General features: G+C 72.3%; 12 protein-coding genes. 7 read left to right on the forward strand and 5 right to left on the reverse strand.

Features of this window, described 5'->3' with window-relative positions; all coding sequences use genetic code 11:
* Positions 1-143 precede the first annotated feature (143 nt).
* Positions 144-1,757, reverse strand: coding sequence for an MFS transporter (locus ACFXOA_RS15840; RefSeq protein ID WP_385027634.1), 1,614 nt, complete (start codon positions 1,755-1,757; stop codon positions 144-146).
* Positions 1,758-2,140: 383 nt separating this feature from the next.
* Here ACFXOA_RS15840 and ACFXOA_RS15845 point away from each other — a divergent pair, with 383 nt between their 5' ends.
* Together ACFXOA_RS15845 and ACFXOA_RS15850 are read left to right on the forward strand one after the other, a co-directional pair.
* Positions 2,141-2,929: an ABC transporter ATP-binding protein gene (locus tag ACFXOA_RS15845; protein WP_385027637.1), complete on the forward strand. Its 789-nt coding sequence runs from the start codon at positions 2,141-2,143 to the stop codon at positions 2,927-2,929.
* Entirely contained in the window at positions 2,926-5,508 is a 2,583-nt protein-coding gene (locus ACFXOA_RS15850) for an ABC transporter permease (RefSeq protein ID WP_385027640.1), read from the forward strand. The genes ACFXOA_RS15845 and ACFXOA_RS15850 overlap by 4 nt, the downstream gene beginning before the upstream one ends.
* A gap of 78 nt (positions 5,509-5,586) precedes the next feature.
* Here ACFXOA_RS15850 and ACFXOA_RS15855 read toward each other — a convergent pair whose 3' ends face one another.
* Together ACFXOA_RS15855 and ACFXOA_RS15860 are read right to left on the reverse strand one after the other, a co-directional pair.
* Positions 5,587-5,961: a type II toxin-antitoxin system VapC family toxin gene (locus ACFXOA_RS15855; RefSeq protein WP_385027643.1), complete on the reverse strand. Its 375-nt coding sequence runs from the start codon at positions 5,959-5,961 to the stop codon at positions 5,587-5,589.
* The gene (locus ACFXOA_RS15860) at positions 5,958-6,203 is read right to left on the reverse strand and encodes a type II toxin-antitoxin system Phd/YefM family antitoxin (protein ID WP_267075256.1); all 246 of its coding nucleotides are present in this window, start codon (positions 6,201-6,203) and stop codon (positions 5,958-5,960) included. Before ACFXOA_RS15860 ends, ACFXOA_RS15855 begins: the two co-directional genes overlap by 4 nt.
* Positions 6,204-6,385: 182 nt before the next feature.
* Between ACFXOA_RS15860 and mfd the strand changes: the two genes are divergently transcribed.
* Positions 6,386-9,916, forward strand: coding sequence for a transcription-repair coupling factor (gene mfd, locus ACFXOA_RS15865; RefSeq protein ID WP_385027646.1), 3,531 nt, complete (start codon positions 6,386-6,388; stop codon positions 9,914-9,916).
* On the opposite strand, the gene ACFXOA_RS15870 is transcribed toward mfd, so the two are convergent.
* Positions 9,894-10,496 carry a TetR/AcrR family transcriptional regulator gene (locus ACFXOA_RS15870; RefSeq protein WP_385027649.1) on the reverse strand — a complete coding sequence of 201 codons (603 nt, stop codon included), beginning with the start codon at positions 10,494-10,496 and terminating at the stop codon, positions 9,894-9,896. The two genes, mfd and ACFXOA_RS15870, sit on opposite strands and share 23 nt — an antisense overlap.
* A 103-nt stretch (positions 10,497-10,599) precedes the next feature.
* Here ACFXOA_RS15870 and ACFXOA_RS15875 point away from each other — a divergent pair, with 103 nt between their 5' ends.
* From ACFXOA_RS15875 to ACFXOA_RS15885, 3 genes are all read left to right on the forward strand, one after another.
* Positions 10,600-11,466: a hypothetical protein gene (locus tag ACFXOA_RS15875; protein ID WP_385027652.1), complete on the forward strand. Its 867-nt coding sequence runs from the start codon at positions 10,600-10,602 to the stop codon at positions 11,464-11,466.
* Between the two features lie 80 nt (positions 11,467-11,546).
* Complete coding sequence (locus ACFXOA_RS15880; protein WP_385027655.1) at positions 11,547-12,290, forward strand: HNH endonuclease family protein; 744 nt, start codon at positions 11,547-11,549, stop codon at positions 12,288-12,290.
* Positions 12,287-12,652 (forward strand): hypothetical protein, encoded by a 366-nt coding sequence (locus ACFXOA_RS15885; RefSeq protein WP_385027658.1) that lies wholly within the window; start codon positions 12,287-12,289, stop codon positions 12,650-12,652. Before ACFXOA_RS15880 ends, ACFXOA_RS15885 begins: the two co-directional genes overlap by 4 nt.
* Before the next feature lie 223 nt (positions 12,653-12,875).
* Here the strand turns inward: ACFXOA_RS15885 and ACFXOA_RS15890 are convergent, their stop codons facing one another.
* Positions 12,876-13,697, reverse strand: coding sequence for a DUF4352 domain-containing protein (locus ACFXOA_RS15890; protein ID WP_385027661.1), 822 nt, complete (start codon positions 13,695-13,697; stop codon positions 12,876-12,878).
* 194 nt (positions 13,698-13,891) lie between these two features.
* Between ACFXOA_RS15890 and ACFXOA_RS15895 the strand changes: the two genes are divergently transcribed.
* The gene (locus ACFXOA_RS15895) at positions 13,892-15,991 is read left to right on the forward strand and encodes an N-6 DNA methylase (protein WP_385027664.1); all 2,100 of its coding nucleotides are present in this window, start codon (positions 13,892-13,894) and stop codon (positions 15,989-15,991) included.
* Positions 15,992-16,020 lie beyond the last annotated feature (29 nt).

Genomic DNA, 16,020 nt, shown 5'->3' on the forward strand with positions numbered 1-16,020 from the left:
GGGGTGGCCGGTGCCGGGGCGTGGTGCCGGGCGTCACGGCGGGTGCGCCGACGGCGGGGGTGTGCGGGCGCGGTGGCTGTCCCGGGGCCCTCGGCGGGTGTCGCGGGAGCGGGGACGGTGGGTGAGCCGTGCCGGGTGAGAGGTCAGTCGGCGGGGGCTGCGGAGTCGCGCGCGGTGCGGGCGGAGTTCTCGTGCTCGTCGAGGACCGGGAAGCGTCTCGGCGCCAGGATGACGAGTACCAGCAGGGCCAGCGCGGCCGCTCCGGCGGCGCCCGCGAACACATGGTCCACGGCGGTGTCCACGGACCGCCGCAGGTAGTCCGTCGCCGCGGCGGAGAGGGTCGCCGTGTCCTCCAGGGCGTGTGAGACCGCGTCCAGGTCGCCGGGCAGCCCGGACACCGGAGCGTCGGCCAGCCGGGAGGCGAGCGCGCCGTTGGCGACGGCCCCGAAGAGCGCGGCGCCCAGGCTCTGGCCGACCTGGCGGCAGAAGAGGACCGAAGCCGTCGTCGTGCCCCGCTCGGCCCAGCCGACGGTCGACTGGACGCCGACGATCAGCGGGAGCTGGAAGAGCCCGAGCGCCGCCCCGAGCAGCAGCATGAGCAGTGCGGGGTGCCATGCGGCGCCGGGGAAGGGCAGCAGCTGGAAGCAGAGCAGGACCAGCAGCGCCCCGGACATGCCGACGATGGCGGTGCGGCGGAAGCCGATGCGGTTGTAGGCGCGGTCGGAGAAGGCGGCGGCGACGGGCCAGCTCAGGGTCATCGCCGACAGTACGAACCCGGCGGCGATCGGGCCGAGTCCGAGGACCGACTGGGCGTAGGTCGGCAGGAACACGGTCGGCGCGACCATGAGGAGTCCCATGGCGCCGAGTGCGAGGTTGACCGAGGCGATGGTGCGGCGGCGCCAGACCCAGCCCGGGATCACCGGCTCGGCGGCCCGCCGCTCGATGACGACGGTGAGGGCGGCCAGCGCGGCGGTCGCCGCCAGCAGCCCGAGCGAGGGCGCCGAGAGCCAGGGCCAGGCGACGCCGCCCTGGACGAGGGCGGTCAGCAGGAGGGCCCCGGTCGCGAAGACGGCGAGGGCGCCCGCCCAGTCGACGCGGGGGCGGGTCGCGGGGCGGGGCCGGGCGGGTTCGTGGAGGTGGCGGACCACCAGCCAGAGGGCGACGGCGCCGATCGGCAGGTTGACGAGGAAGATCCACCGCCAGTCGGCGTACGCGGCCAGCAGTCCGCCGAGCGCGGGGCCGGCCACGGACGAGGTGGCCCAGACGGTGGACAGCTTCGCCTGGATCCTGGGGCGTTCCTTCAGCGGGTACAGGTCCGCGGCGATGGTCTGCACCGTGCCCTGGAGGGCGCCGCCGCCGAGACCCTGGACGACGCGGAAGGCGATCAGGGCCGCCATGTTCCAGGCGGCGGCGCAGAGCACCGAGCCGGTCAGGAAGAGGACGATCCCGGCGACGAGTACGGGTTTGCGGCCGAAGGTGTCCGAGAGCTTCCCGTACACCGGCAGGGTGACGGTCACGGCGAGCAGGTAGCCGGAGAACAGCCAGGAGAAGACGGAGAACCCGCCGAGGTCTCCCACGATCTGCGGGACGGCGGTCGCGACGATGGTGCCGTCGATGGCGGCGAGTCCCATGCCGAGCATCAGCGCCGCCACGACCGGCCGGCGGGCCCGGTCGGTCTCCTTCGCCGTCCGGGGCGGGAGCTGACCGCGCAACGCTTCCGGACTGTCCGTGCCGCCGACGCTCTCCGTGCCGCCCACAGAGGGTTCCTTCCCTATGCATCTATCTCCGGGGTGACACTGTCTCACCGGCCGTACCCGCGGGGCAGTCCCGAGCCGAGGAGTGAGACGCCGGGCCGGTGCCGGGCGGACGCCCTTCCCAGGTCCCATCCCGTCGGCGCGGCCCCTTAGGGGAAGCTCCGCACTGCGGACCGGGGGCCGTTCCTCCCGCCGGAGGACGTGAGGAGCCGGTCCCGCTCCTTACCTTGTTCCTACAGCGCCGATGCGGCCCGCCGCAGGGGGAGCGGTGGGGAAAACCCCCCGTCGGAAACGGTGCCGTGCACCAGCGCGCCGGACCCCCCTCGCACCCAGACTCAGAACGTGCGCAGTGACGTCCGCAGAAGAACCGACATAGGAGAAAAACCGTGACAACGGCTGTAACCACCCCCGTGCAAGGGGACACCGGAGGGCACACGGCCGTCGCTGCGCGGGCGCGTCAGGTCGTCAAGGCGTACGGGTCGGGGGAGACCCGGGTCGTGGCGCTCGACCACGTCGACGTGGACATCGCCCGCGGGCAGTTCACGGCGATCATGGGTCCGTCCGGGTCCGGCAAGTCGACCCTGATGCACTGCCTGGCCGGCCTGGACACGGTGACGTCGGGGCGGATCCACCTCGCCGACACCGAGATCACCGGCCTCAAGGACAAGAAGCTCACCCAGCTGCGCCGTGACCGGATCGGCTTCATCTTCCAGGCGTTCAACCTGCTCCCGACGCTCAACGCCATCGAGAACATCACCCTGCCGATGGACATCGCGGGCCGCAGGCCCGACGCGGAATGGCTGCGGCAGGTCGTGGAGACGGTCGGCCTCGCCGAGCGGCTGAAGCACCGGCCGACCCAGCTCTCCGGCGGTCAGCAGCAGCGTGTCGCGGTGGCCAGGGCGCTCGCCGCGAAGCCCGAGATCATCTTCGGTGACGAGCCCACCGGGAACCTGGACTCGCGGGCCGGCGCCGAGGTGCTGTCCTTCCTCCGCAGGTCCGTCGACGAGCTCGGCCAGACCATCGTCATGGTCACCCACGACCCGGTGGCGGCCTCCTACGCGGACCGTGTCCTCTACCTCGCCGACGGCTCGATCGTCGACGAGATGAAGAACCCGACCGCCGAGCAGGTCCTGGACCGGATGAAGGACTTCGACGCACGCGGGCGGACGTCATGACCGTCTGGAAGACCTCGAGACGCAACTTCCTCGCGCACAAGGGCCGGATGGCGCTCTCCGCCGTCGCCGTCCTGCTGTCGGTCGCCTTCGTCTGCGGCACGCTCGTCTTCACCGACACCATGAACACCACCTTCGACAAGCTCTTCGCGGCCTCGTCCGCCGATGTCACGGTGAGCCCGAAGGCGGCGAAGGAGGCCGACGACCTGCCGGAGAACGGCCGGCCCGCGGCACTCCCCGCGTCCCTCGTCGACCAGGTCGCCGCCGTGGACGGGGTGAAGAAGGCCGAGGGCGGCGTGATGAGCATGTCCGTCACCGTCGTCGACGCCCACAACACCAACATGGGATCGGAGACCGGCGCCCCGACCATCGCCGGCAACTGGACCGACAACGACCTGCGGTCCATGGAGATCACCTCCGGACACGCCCCGCGCGGGCCGACCGAGATCATGGTCGACGCCGACACCGCCGAGAAGCACCACCTGAAGATCGGCGACGAGCTCCGCACGGTCACGGTCACCGGTGACGTCCGGGCAAGGATCACCGGCATCGCCACGTTCACCGTGACCAACCCCGGTGCGGCCGTCGTCTACCTCGACACCGCCACCGCGCAGCGCAAGCTGCTGGGCGCCCCCGACGTCTTCACCCAGATCTCGGTCACCGCCGAACCCGGCGTCAGCGACGGACAGCTGAAGCGGAACGTCGCCGCCGCACTGGGCGGCACGGGCGCGTACAAGCTGCAGACCCAGCAGGAGTCGGCGGATGCCAACAAGGACTCCATGGGCTCCTTCCTGGACGTCATGAAGTACGCGATGCTCGGCTTCGCCGGGATCGCCTTCCTCGTCGGCATCTTCCTGATCGTCAACACCTTCTCGATGCTGGTGGCCCAGCGCACCCGCGAGATCGGCCTGATGCGGGCCATCGGCTCCAGCCGCAAGCAGGTCAACCGGTCGGTGCTCGTCGAGGCGGTCCTCCTCGGCATCGTCGGTTCCGTCCTGGGCGTGGCCGCCGGCATCGGCCTCGCCGTGGGCCTCATGAAGCTCATGGGCGCGATGGGCATGGAGCTCTCCACCCGCGACCTCACCGTCGCCTGGACGACCCCGGTGACCGGGCTGGCGCTCGGCATCGTCGTCACCGTCCTCGCCGCGTACGTCCCGGCCCGGCGCGCCGGGAAGGTCTCGCCGATGGCCGCCCTGCGCGACGCGGGCACCCCGGCGGACACCCGGTCCGGCTGGGTCAGGGCGGTGACCGGCCTGGTCCTCACCGGTGCGGGCGCCGCGTGCCTGTGGGTGACGACCCGGGTGGACGAGGCGAGCGAGGGGTCCCTCTACCTCGGCCTGGGCGTGGTCCTCACGCTCGTCGGCTTCATCGTGGTCGGCCCGCTGCTGGCCGGTGTGGTCGTACGGGTCCTCGGCGCGATCGTGCTGCGCCTGTTCGGTCCCGTGGGACGGCTCGCGGAGCGCAACGCGCTGCGCAACCCCCGGCGTACCGGGGCGACCGGCGCCGCGCTGATGATCGGCCTCGCCCTGGTGGCGTGCCTCTCGGTCGTCGGGTCGTCGATGGTCGCGTCGGCCACCGAGGAGCTGGACAAGTCGGTGGGCACCGACTTCATCGTCCAGTCGGGGAGCGGTCAGCTGATCGTCCCGCAGGCCGCGGCCGCGATCGAGAAGACCCCGGGCGTCGAGTACGTCACCCACTACCGGATGCTGGCCGCGAAGCTCACCAACCCCGACGGCTCGGTCGCCGACCAGCACGTCACCGCGGCCGACCCGACCTACCCGAAGGACCTCCGGCGCGAGACCGTCGCCGGGGACCTCGGCAAGGCGTACGGCGCGGACGCCATGTCGGTCGGTACGGACTACGCCGCGCGGCACGGCATCGAGGTCGGTGACGAGATCGCCGTCGCCTTCGAGGCCGGGCGGACCGCGAAGCTGAAGGTCGCCGCGATCACCTCCGACGACACCAACGTGGACCAGGGCGCCCTGTACCTCTCCACCGGGACCGCGCGGAAGTACGTCACCGAGGACCGCATGCCGCAGAACATGCTGATGTTCGCCTCGGCGAAGGACGGTCAGGAGAAGGACACCTACGCCGCCCTCAAGGACGCGCTCGCGGCGTACCCCCAGTACAAGGTGCAGAACCAGGCCGACTTCAAGGAGGACCTGAAGGACCAGATCGGCCAGCTGCTGAACATCGTCTATGGCCTGCTCGCCCTGGCGATCATCGTCGCGGTGCTCGGCGTGGTGAACACCCTGGCCCTCTCGGTGGTCGAGCGGACCCGTGAGATCGGGCTCATGCGGGCCATCGGGCTCTCCCGCCGCCAGCTGCGGCGCATGATCCGGCTGGAGTCCGTGGTCATCGCCCTGTTCGGTGCGCTGCTCGGCCTCGGCCTGGGCATGGGCTGGGGCACCTCCGCGCAGAAGCTGCTGGCGCTGGAGGGACTCCAGGTCCTGGAGATCCCGTGGCCGACGATCCTCACCGTGTTCGCCGCCTCGGCCTTCGTCGGACTGTTCGCCGCCCTGGTCCCGGCGTTCCGGGCGGGCAGGATGAACGTCCTCAACGCGATCGCCACGGACGGGTGATGGTGGCGGACGTAGGATGACGGATCCGGCCCCGGGGTGTTCCTCCAAACACCCCGGGGCCGGTTCGTGTGGCGGCCTTCAGACGGACAGGACGGGTACGTCGTACTGGGGGATCCACTTGTCCCGGGTGACGATCGTCAGCCCCTCGGTCCTTGCCTGGGCGACGAGGACGCGGTCGAAGGGGTCACGGTGGAGCGGGGGGAGGCGGCCGGCCTCGACGCCGTGCTCGGCGGTGATCGGAAGAGGCCTGAACTGCATGTCTCTGGCCCGCTCGGCGAGGTACGGGGAGCCCTCCAGCCTTCCGAGACTCTGCTTGATCGCGATCTCCCAAGGCGTGGCAGCGCTGACGAAGACGTCGGACTCCGTGCGCAGCAGCTCCCTGGTGTCCTCGGGAAGCTCGGGTGAGGCGTTGAGCCACCACAGGACGACGTGTGTGTCGAGGAGGATCCTCATCCACGCATCCCGAATGCTTCGGCGATGTCGTCGGGGAGCTCGTCGAAGTCTTCAGGGATGTGGATCTGGCCCCTGAGTGCGCCGTAGTCGGTGCGGTTGACCTTGGACCGCAGCGGCACGACCTTGGCGATGGGCTCGCCCGCCCGGCTGATCACGACTTCCTCACCGGTCTCGACCTGCTGCAGTATGCGCGAAAAGTGAGTCTTGGCCTCATGCACGTTGTACTGCCGGGCTGCTGCCATGACTGCCTCACAGGGCCAAGGCGGACTAGCTAGCAGACTAAGGCTAGCTCCGGTGCGGCCGTCCGGACAACGGCGTTCCCTCGCGCGGGTGACACACCGGCGTCGTACTCTGGACACCCCGGCCCGTTCCACGTGTCGGGCCCTTCGCGTTGCTCACTCGCCACACCGGACGGAATCCCTTCATGAGCCTGCACGGTCTGCTGGACGTCGTCGTCACCGACCCGGCGCTCTCCGAAGCGGTGAAGGCCGCGTCCGACGGCCACCGGGCCCACGTGGACCTGGTCGGCCCGCCCGCCGCCCGTCCCTTCGCCGTGGCGGCGCTGGCCCGCGACGCGGGGCGTACCGTGCTCGCCGTCACCGCGACCGGCCGTGAGGCCGAGGATCTGGCGGCCGCCCTGCGGACCCTGCTGCCCCCGGACACCGTGGCGGAGTTCCCCTCCTGGGAGACCCTGCCCCACGAGCGGCTCTCACCCCGCTCGGACACCGTCGGACGGCGTCTCGCGGTGCTGCGCAGGCTCGCGCACCCCCGGCAGGACGACCCGGAGACCGGACCGGTCCAGGTGGTCGTCGCCCCCGTACGGTCCGTGCTCCAGCCCCAGGTCAAGGGGCTCGGCGACCTGGAGCCGGTCTCTCTGAGCAGCGGGCGGACGGCGGACCTGGGTGAGGTGGTCGACGCCCTCGCGGCGGCCGCGTACGCCCGGGTCGAGCTGGTCGAGAAGCGTGGTGAGTTCGCCGTGCGCGGCGGCATCCTCGACGTCTTCCCGCCGACCGAGGAGCACCCGATCCGGGTGGAGTTCTGGGGCGACGACGTCGAGGAGATCCGCTACTTCAAGATCGCGGACCAGCGGTCCCTGGAGGTCGCCGAGCACGGGCTGTGGGCCCCGCCCTGCCGTGAGCTGCTGCTCACCGACGAGGTCCGGGAGCGGGCGGCGGCCCTCGCGGAGCGGCACCCCGAGCTGGGTGAGCTGCTCGGGAAGATCGCGGAGGGCATCGCGGTCGAGGGCATGGAGTCGCTGGCCCCCGTCCTCGTCGACGAGATGGAGCTGCTGCTCGACGTCCTGCCGGAGGGTTCGATGGCGGTGGTCTGCGACCCCGAGCGGGTCCGCACCAGGGCCGCGGACCTCGTCGCGACCAGCCAGGAGTTCCTCCAGGCGTCCTGGGCGGCCACCGCGGGCGGTGGCGAGGCTCCGATCGACGTGGGCGCGGCCTCCCTGTGGGGTATCGCCGACGTCCGCGACCGGGCCCGCGAGCTGGGCATGATGTGGTGGTCGGTGGCGCCCTTCGCCGCCGACGAGGAGATCGCCGAGGACACCCTCAAGCTCGGGATGCGCGCCCCGGAGACGTACCGCGGGGACACCGCGCGGGCGCTCGCCGACACCAAGGGATGGCTGGCCGACGGCTGGCGCACGGTCTACGTGACCGAGGGCCAGGGGCCCGCCTCCCGCACCGTGGAGGTCCTGGGGGGAGAGGGCATCGCCGCCCGTCTCGACCAGGACCTGGCCGAGATCACCCCGTCGCTCGTGCACGTCTCGTGCGGCGCGATCGACAACGGCTTCGTCGATCCGGCCCTGAAGCTGGCCGTGCTGACCGAGACGGACCTGACGGGGCAGCGCACCGCCAGCAAGGACCTGGGGCGGATGCCGGCCCGCCGCCGCAAGTCCGTCGACCCGCTGACCCTGCAGGCCGGCGACTACATCGTCCACGAGCAGCACGGCGTGGGCCGCTACATCGAGATGGTGCAGCGCGCGGTGCAGGGCGCGACGCGGGAGTACCTCCTCGTCGAGTACGCCCCCGCCAAGCGCGGCCAGCCCGGGGACCGGCTGTACATCCCGACCGACCAGCTGGAACAGGTCACCAAGTACGTCGGCGGTGAGGCGCCCACCCTGCACCGGCTCGGCGGCGCGGACTGGACGAAGACGAAGCAGCGCGCGAAGAAGGCGGTCAAGGAGATCGCCGCCGACCTGATCAAGCTGTACTCGGCACGGATGGCCGCCCCCGGGCACGCCTTCGGCCCGGACACGCCCTGGCAGCGCGAGCTGGAGGACGCCTTCCCGTACGCGGAGACCCCCGATCAGCTGTCCACGATCGCCGAGGTCAAGGAGGACATGGAGAAGTCCGTCCCGATGGACCGGCTGATCTGCGGCGACGTCGGCTACGGCAAGACGGAGATCGCGGTGCGCGCCGCCTTCAAGGCGGTCCAGGACGGCAAGCAGGTGGCCGTACTGGTGCCCACGACGCTGCTGGTGCAGCAGCACTACGGCACCTTCACCGAGCGGTACGCGCAGTTCCCCGTCAACGTGCGGGCGTTGAGCCGCTTCCAGTCCGACACCGAGTCGAAGGCGACGCTGGAGGGGCTCAAGGACGGCTCGGTCGACCTGGTCATCGGCACGCACCGGCTGTTCTCGTCGGAGACGAAGTTCAAGGACCTGGGCCTGGTCATCGTCGACGAGGAGCAGCGCTTCGGTGTGGAGCACAAGGAGCAGCTGAAGAAGCTGCGGGCCAACGTGGACGTGCTGACCATGTCGGCGACCCCCATCCCCCGTACGCTCGAGATGGCCGTCACGGGCATCCGCGAGATGTCGACGATCACGACGCCCCCGGAGGAGCGGCACCCCGTCCTCACCTTCGTCGGGCCGTACGAGGAGAAGCAGATCGGCGCGGCCGTACGCCGTGAACTCCTGCGTGAGGGCCAGGTGTTCTACATCCACAACCGGGTCGAGTCGATCGACCGGGCGGCGGCCAGGCTGCGCGAGATCGTGCCGGAGGCGCGGATCGCGACGGCGCACGGGCAGATGGGTGAGAGCCAGCTGGAGCAGGTCGTCGTGGACTTCTGGGAGAAGCGGTTCGACGTGCTCGTCTCCACGACGATCGTCGAGTCCGGTATCGACATCTCGAACGCGAACACGCTGATCGTGGAGCGCGGTGACAACTTCGGCCTGTCCCAGCTGCACCAGCTGCGCGGCCGGGTCGGGCGCGGCCGCGACCGTGGGTACTCCTACTTCCTGTACCCGCCGGAGAAGCCGCTGACGGAGACCGCGCACGAGCGCCTCGCGACGATCGCCCAGCACACCGAGATGGGTGCGGGCATGTACGTGGCGATGAAGGACCTGGAGATCCGCGGCGCGGGGAACCTGCTCGGCGGTGAGCAGTCCGGTCATATCGCGGGGGTCGGCTTCGACCTGTACATCCGGATGGTCGGTGAGGCGGTCGCGGACTACCGGGCCGCGGTGGACGGCGGGGTGGAGGAGGAACCGCCGCTGGAGGTGAAGATCGAGCTCCCCGTCGACGCGCACGTCCCGCACGACTACGCCCCGGGCGAGCGGCTGCGTCTGCAGGCCTACCGGGCGATCGCGGCGGCGAACTCCGAGGACGACATCCGGGCGGTGCGCGAGGAGCTCACCGACCGGTACGGCAAGCTGCCCGAGCCGGTGGAGAACCTCCTGCTGGTGGCGGGGCTGCGGATGCTGGCCCGGGCCTGCGGGGTGGGCGAGATCGTGCTGCAGGGCCCGAACATCCGCTTCGCGCCGGTGGAGTTGAGGGAGTCGCAGGAGCTGCGGCTCAAGCGCCTCCACCCGAAGACCGTCATCAAGCAGACCGCCCAGCAGATCCTGGTGCCCCGCCCGACGGCGGGGCGGATCGGTGGGAAGCCGGTGGTGGGGCGCGAACTCCTCGCGTGGACGGGCGAGTTCCTCACGACGATCCTGGGGTCGTAGGCGGTCCGGGCTCCGCGGACGGGTCGAAGAGGAGTCCGGCGAGGGCGCGGAACACCTCGCCGGGGTCCCGGCCGCCGACCGGGTCCGTCAGGTTGCCGCTGAGCAGGAGCGTCGCGAAGCCGTGGGCGAGGGACCAGGCCGCGATGCCGGCGAGGCGTTCGTCCTCGCCCCGGGCCGCCCCCGGCAGGTCGCTGACCCCGGCACGCAGTGCGGCGGTCGCGCGGGCCTTCGCGGTGAGGAGGTCCGGGTCGTCGGCGCGCAGGAGTTCGGGCCGGAACATCACCTGGAAGTGGGCGGGGTGCCCGGCCGCGAAGCGTACGTAGGCGACGCCTCGCTCCCGTAGGTCCGGGGCCTGGGACAGCGCGTCGGCGAAGAGGGCGAAGCCCTCCGCGGCGACGGCGGTGAGCAGCCCCGTCCGGTCCTTGAAGTGGTGGGCCGGTGCGGCGTGCGAGACGCCGGCCCTGCGCGCCAGGTCGCGCAGGGACAGGGCGTCGGGTCCCGACTGTGCGATCGCGTCGAGGGCGGCGGTGAGGACCGCCCTCCGCAGGTCGCCGTGGTGGTAGGTGCGCTCACTGGTCATGGGGCATACCGTACGCCCAATCTAGTCATTGACAAGTTCGTGAGTGGGGCGCATTCTGGGAATCTAGTCACTGACAAGATGGGCTGAGGAGCTGGAGGCCGGCATGTCCGACGAGCTGGGATTCGTACGCAGGATGTGGCATCTGCTGGAGCCGCTGCACGCCCTCGTCTACTACGCGCCGGAGAGCTTCGAGGAGGCCGCCGCGCTCGGATACGCGACCGACGAGCGCTGGCCGAGCTACTTCGCCTGGCGGGCCGCGCCGCTGGGGGAGGCGGGCGCGGACCGGGTGGCTTCCACGTTCCACAGTTTCAGTCCCGCGATGGTCGGGCGGTACGTCCCGGCGGTCTGGTCCGTCGCCGCGCCGGACGCGGTGCTGGAGGCCAGGACGAGGGCGGTCGACCGGGCGTACCGCGCCCTGCTCGGTGATGGCGTGGGAGGTGAGGGGTTCGCGGAGGCCTCGGCGCTCGCGTGGCGGGTGGCGGAGGCCGCTGACGTGACAGGACGCCCGCTCGCCGCGGCCAACGCGGCCCTCGCCCGTCCCGAGGCCCCGCACCTGGCGCTGTGGCAGGCCGCGACGGTCCTGCGGGAGCACCGGGGGGACGGCCACGTCGCCGCACTCGTGGAGGCGGGGCTCGACCCCGTCGAGTCCCTGGTCTCCTTCGCCGCCGTCGGCGCCGCGCGGCCCCAGGTGTTCGAGAGCCGGGGCTGGACCGCCGACGAGTGGGAGGCGGCCCGGGGCCGCCTGGAGGAGCGCGGCCTGGTGGGGCCGGACGGTTCCGCGACGGTCGCCGGCCGTGCGCTGCGCGCCGAGGTGGAGCGCCGCACGGACGAGAGTGCGGCCGCCCCCTGGTCGGTGCTGGGCGACGCGGACCGGGAGCGGCTCGTGGAGCTGCTGGGTGAGGTCTGGCTGGAGGTCATCGGCTCGGGACTGCTGCCGTCCGAGACGACGCTGGGCATCGGCAAGGTGTGAGGGGCGGCCGGGGTGGCGGAGCACCGGAGCTCCGCCACCCCCGTGACGTGAGAGCCGTGCGGCGCCTAACCTGGTCGGCTGTGACGCCTCCTCATACCGCAAGCCCCCGATTCCGCTTCACCGCTCTCGCGACCGCGGCCCTCGCCGGAGCCCTGGCCCTGACCGGGTGCGAAGGGCTCGACGACCTGCCCGACCCGGGGCAGTCCTCGGGTGCGGCGGCTCCCGCTCCTGCGGGCAGCGCGCTCAAGGCGGCGGAGGGGCTCACGGTCAAGGGCCGGGCCCCGAAGACCGGTTACGACCGGGACGAGTTCGGGTCCGCCTGGGCCGACACGGACCACAACGGGTGCGGCACCCGTGACGACGTGCTGGCCGAGCAGCTCGAGGACGTCTCGCGGGACTCCGACGGCTGCAAGGTCCTCAGCGGTGTGCTGGACCCCGACCCCTACACCGGCACCCGCATCACGTTCGAACGCGGCCACAGCAAGGTGGACATAGACCACCTCGTCGCCCTGTCCGACGCCTGGCAGAAGGGCGCGCAGCAGTGGAGCGACGGCAAGAGGCGGGCTTTCGCCAACGATCCGCTGAATCTCGTGGCCGCCGACTCGTCCACCAACCGCCGCAAGGGCGACGGGGACACCGCGACCTGGCTGCCGCCCAACAAGGACTACCGGTGCGACTACGTCGCCGGGCAGGTCTCCGTGAAGAAGAAGTACGGCCTGTGGGTGACGTCTGCCGAGCTGGACGCCATGAAAAAGGTGCTGAGCGGGTGCCCGCGGCAGAAGCTGACAGCCGGCGGCAACCCGACGGAGGCGCCCGCCCGATGAGCGCCGAAGCCGTTGCGGGGGACACGGGACGGTGCACCTGGGGATGGCGGCTGACCGCCCTGGGGGTCAACCTGGCGCTCGGTGTGCCGGGGGTCGTACCGGTCTGGCTGGTCTGGTACGTCCTCGCGAACGGCCCGTTCGCGGAAATGGGGTGGACGCTGCGGGAACCGACGGAGAACGACGGCATGCTGCTGTGGCTGGTGATCGTCGTGCCGGTGGTGGCGGTGTTCGCGGGGATCTGGTGGCTCGCCAACGACCCGGTGTGCCGCAGGGCGGGGCTCGCCCCGCGTCTGTACTGGCCGGGGGGCGTCCTCCTGACACTCGTGCCGACGCTGCTGCTCGTCGTCGACAGCTTCGTCTGAGGCGACCGCGCCCTACCGCGCCCCGGGCCCTACCGCGCCCCGGGCCCTACCGCGCCCCGCGCTCCGGTCTGCGGTGCCACGAGCCCGCCGCCGGCCCGCCCCGCCGGGCCCCAGCCCCGCCGTCCCGCCGCGTCCCGGACCGCCGTGAGGGCCCGTCCCGGGGCCGGCCGTCCCGCGTGAGGGCGGGCGGCCCCGGAGCGGGCCCTTCCGGCGGGGCCGGCGGTCAGAGCTTCAACTCCCACTGGCTCGCGTCCCACTCGAAGCCCGGGGCGACCTCCACCGTCAGGTGCCCCGCGTCGGCGGGGGCGTCGAAGGAGTACGTGGCGGTGACCTTCTTGCCCGGCATGACCGTGCCGGAGAAGCCCTCGCCGGTCTTGTCGTCGAAGATCTGCTCCGCCTTCACGCCGTCCTCGCCCGCGCGGGCGTCGACGGTGACCAGCGTCGCGTCGAACTTCTCCTTGCCCTTGTTCTCGATGACGACCGACACCGAGTAGGCGCTGTTGCCCTTGGTGTGGCCGATCGCGAACTCGCCGGGCTCGTACGCCGCCGGCGCTCCGACCGTGATCTGCAGGCCGTCGTCGTAGACCGCGGAGTCGCCGCCCTCCAGGCTCTCGCCCTTGTCCTTCCCGTCCGCGGCATCGGCGGCCGCCCCCTCACCGGCGGCGGGCTCCGCCGAGGCGGAGGAGTCCACGACGGCCTTGTCGAGCTCCGACACCACGTCGTCCACGGCCTTGAAGGTCAGTACCGCTCCGACCACGGAGAGGATCAGCGCCACCAGTCCGAGGACCGCGCCGAACGTCGTCACGCCCTTGTTGGTGGCCTCCCCGCGCTTGACACGGCCCCGGCCGGCGAGGCCGAGGATCAGTGCGATCAGGCCCAGGACGCCCGCGAGCCAGAAGAGCAGCGGAACCAGCCCCGAGACGGTGCCGATGATGCCGAGGACGAGCGCGGCGATGCCGAGGCCGTTGCGGGCCGGCCGGGTGCCGGGCGTCTGCGCCGGGGCGTACGGCTGCTGGGGCGGATACGGCTGGGTGTGCTGGGACATGGCTGTGCCCTTCCGGCAGGGAGACGACTGTGAGCGGCGCGATCCACGGGATCTGTGTGCGTCGGGTCAATAAGATCACTGCTTGTGAACCGAGTCAACAGGGTATCTGTTGTGAACCGGTGGGTTCACGGGAGTCGGTATGCTCGCCCCACACAGCAGGCGACACCGACGCGCGCGGAACGGGAGACAGTCCAGTGCCGGATGACTCGACAGAGGTGACCGCGGCCGGTATCGCCAGGCTCGCCGGCGTGGGCCGCGCGGCCGTCAGCAACTGGAGGCGGCGTCACGCCGACTTCCCGAAGCCGGTCGGGGGCACCGAGGCCAGCCCCTCCTTCGCACTCCCCGAGGTCGAGCAGTGGCTGCGCGACCAGGGCAAGCTCGCCGAGGTACCCCTGCGCGAGCGGGTCTGGCAGCAGCTGGCGGGGCACCCCGACGGCGCTGTGAACGCACTGGTCCACGCAGGATGCGCCCTCCTGCTCGTCCGGGACAGGCCCACCGCCTGGCTGGAGATCGCCGCGGTCTCGGACGCCCGCATGGCGGATCTGCTGCCCGCCGCCCTGGACCAGGTCCTCTCCGCCCGCCTCGGCGAGGACCGCGCCGTGCCCACCCCCACGGCGGCCGGACTGCTGCCGTCCGTGCCGCTGCTGCGGGCCGCCGCCGAACTGGCCGCCGAGGCCGGGGCCGGCCAGGCTTTCGCCTTCCTCTTCGGCCGTCAGCTGGACGCCAACCCGCGGCAGTACACCCTCACACCGCCCGGCCTCGCCGAGCTGATGGCCGGCCTCTCGGAGCCGGCGGGCGACACCGCCCGGGGGAGCGGCGGACGGACCTCCCGCACCTACCTGGACCCGGCGGCAGGCACCGGCGCCCTGCTGTGCGCCGTACGCAGGCCCACGGCGCTCCACGCCCAGGAGGCCGACCCCGACCTCGCGGCGCTCGCCTCGCTCCGGCTCGCCCTGCACGCCACGGGCGACGGGGCCGACGCGCCCGTGCTCGCCCTCGGTACCGGCGACACCCTGCGCGAGGACGCGTTTCCTCAGCTCAGGGCGGACGCCGTGCTCTGCCACCCGCCGTTCAACGAACGCAACTGGGGGCATGACGAACTGGCCTACGACCCCCGCTGGGAGTACGGCTTCCCCGCCCGGACCGAGTCCGAGCTCGCCTGGGTCCAGCACGCCCTCGCCCGCCTCCGCGAGGGCGGCACCGCGGTGATGCTGATGCCCCCGGCCGCCGCCTCCCGCCGCTCGGGCCGCAGGGTCCGGGCCGACCTGCTGAGGCGGGGAGCCCTGCGCGCGGTCATCGCGCTGCCCGCGGGAGCCGCACCCCCGTACGGCATTCCGCTGCACATCTGGGTGCTGCGCCGGCCCGACCCCGCCCACCCCCCGGCGCCCGAACTCCTCCTCGTCGACACCGCCGGGGCGGAGGCACCCGGCACCCAGTCAGGACGTGAACGCCTGGACTGGCCGGCGGTGCGCGCCGCCGCCCTCGACGCGTGGCACGCCTTCGACGCGCCCGGCAGGCACCTGCCCGTCGAGGAGCGGCCCGGCACCAGCCGCGCCGTCCCCGTCATCGAACTCCTCGACGACGACGTGGACCTGGCGCCCGCCCGCCATCTGCCGCCCCCGGCGGCCGGCGGCGGCGCGGCGGAACTCGTCCGCGTACGGGAACGCGTCGCGGCCACCCTCGAACTGGCCTCCCGGCTCACCCCGCCCGCCGCGGAACCCGGCGAACAGACCAGGCTGACCCTCACCACGGTCGGCGAACTGGCCCGCGCCGGAGCCCTGCACCTGCGCACCGGCACCGGGACCGGACACCTCTCCGGGAGGGTCCTCACCGAGCACGACGTCCTCGCGGGTACCGCGCCGAGCGGAACTCCGTCCGCGCCCGCGGAGAGCGAACCGATCCTCCTGGACGTGGGCGACGTCGTCGTACCCGTCCTCGGCGGCGGCTCGGTCGCCCGGGTCGTCGACGAGGCCACCGCCGGAGCGGTACTCGGACGCAACCTCCAGCTGCTGCGCCCCGACCCCGCCGCCCTCGACCCCTGGTTCCTGGCCGGATTCCTCCGGGGCACCGCCAACAACCGCCAGGCCAGCAGCTACGCCTCCACCGCCACACGGCTCGACGCCCGGCGCCTCCAGGTCCCACGCCTCCCGCTGTCCGAACAGCACGGCTACGGCGAGAGGTTCAGCGCGCTGGCCGCCTTCGAGGACGCCCTGCGCACCGCGGGACGGCTCGGCGGACAGCTGGTGCAGGGGATGTACGACGGGCTCACGGACGGCACGGTCGACCCGGGATGACGTACGGTCGCCCCGAAGTGACGTGAAGC

Origin of the sequence: Streptomyces sp. NPDC059166, from assembly GCF_042755185.1 — a bacterium.
In the GTDB taxonomy this organism is placed as follows: domain Bacteria; phylum Actinomycetota; class Actinomycetes; order Streptomycetales; family Streptomycetaceae; genus Streptomyces.